Source organism: Paramesorhizobium salinisoli, assembly GCF_003335045.1.
GTDB lineage: Bacteria > Pseudomonadota > Alphaproteobacteria > Rhizobiales > Rhizobiaceae > Paramesorhizobium > Paramesorhizobium salinisoli.
In genome coordinates, this window is record NZ_QOZG01000082.1 from 1 (window position 1) to 1,251 (window position 1,251).

The 1,251-nt window shown below is 48.6% G+C and carries 2 protein-coding genes and 1 pseudogene; 1 reads left to right on the plus strand and 2 read right to left on the minus strand.

Annotation, left to right across the window (positions count from 1 at the left end):
• Together DUT91_RS24975 and DUT91_RS24980 are read right to left on the minus strand one after the other, a co-directional pair.
• Positions 1-167 (minus strand): transposase (locus DUT91_RS24975; protein WP_147272305.1); only part of this gene is annotated, 167 nt, incomplete at its 3' end.
• An 87-nt stretch (positions 168-254) separates the two neighbouring features.
• A complete protein-coding gene (locus tag DUT91_RS24980; RefSeq protein WP_114443051.1) occupies positions 255-740 on the minus strand; it encodes a DUF3757 domain-containing protein in 486 nt (161 codons plus the stop codon).
• A gap of 384 nt (positions 741-1,124) precedes the next feature.
• Here DUT91_RS24980 and DUT91_RS27125 point away from each other — a divergent pair.
• Positions 1,125-1,251 (plus strand): annotated as a pseudogene (locus DUT91_RS27125) (transmembrane anchor protein); the annotation flags it as partial.

Here is a 1,251-nt window from a genome sequence, read left to right on the forward strand (position 1 = left end):
AGACGCTTCATCTCAGACGGCATCAAACCAGCATACTTCTTGCGCCAGTTATAGAAGGTCGCGTCCGAAATGCCTGCTTTCCGACAGACCTCTCCGATAGGCGTCCCGTCTTCCGCCTGCTTCAAAACAAAGGCGATCTGCGCTTCCGAAAACCTCGAAGCCTTCATGGAATTCTCCTCTTTATCCCCGCGGGGATCATAAATGGAAAATTCCAGTTCCAAATGGCCTAATTTAACGGGAGCACGTCACTGCATCTAATTGGCAGATGTTGGTTTAAGAAAAATAACGCTAAACTGGCACTTCTCTGGATCAACCGTTTCACAAACATCGTAAATAAGTCCAAATGGACCTTCTTCTTTTTTCCATACATCTCCTTTAGTTTCGATAGTGAAGCTTTTTCTTGTATCAGATTTCGTTTCCGTAGGCTGCTCTTCACTAGGAATAAAACGCATATCTAACGTCTTGTCGGTTCCAAGCTGATAGGAACAGTATTGGAAATATAAAGGAGATTTTAGATTTTCCTGTATCGCTAGTGCCCTTTCAAAGGACCGTACCGGCGTCCTTTCGGGTATGAGGCCTTGTAAAATTCCCAGCCATTCTCCATCTTCTGAATTCGCTCGGTAGACCCCGCCGCTGATTTCTTTAATTTTTCCTGTGGCAGGGCATTGCTCCATCGCTTGGGCAGCAGCAGGAACCCCAACGAATGATACGGCAACCACAAGAAGGGCTAATTTATTCATCACATCACCTCACGCGTATTGACAAAGCCAAATACAATAATTTCTTGTTCATGACTTAAGTCCTCATTGTTGGATTTAGAATAACCGTCCAAACATTCTCTACACAGATTACCAAGTAATACGGATAGTAAATAGGGGCGCTGCCGCCCCTATTTTACGTTACACACCAACTGAGTCTCAGCTGGATCTCAGCTTCCACAGGTCTGGATCCTATGCACCGCAAGAAAACGCATTAACTGCGAGATAGCGGACGCAGCATACAAGCTGCCTCCGCTCCCCGTGGGTTTCACCTCGCCGTTCCAGCAAGTGAACTCAAGACCGTCTAAGCACCAGCGAAGATTTGATCGCATCACCATGGGGTGGGGACAAGAACTGTGCGAAATTGCGATCCTCGTCACCGTGGTGCTGCCGGCCGAATATGCCATCGACCCGACCGGTATCGGCCGGGCGCTGGGCTTGGTCGAGATGGGCGAGATCAAGGCGCAGCTGGCTGAAGAAGCGGAGCGCGACC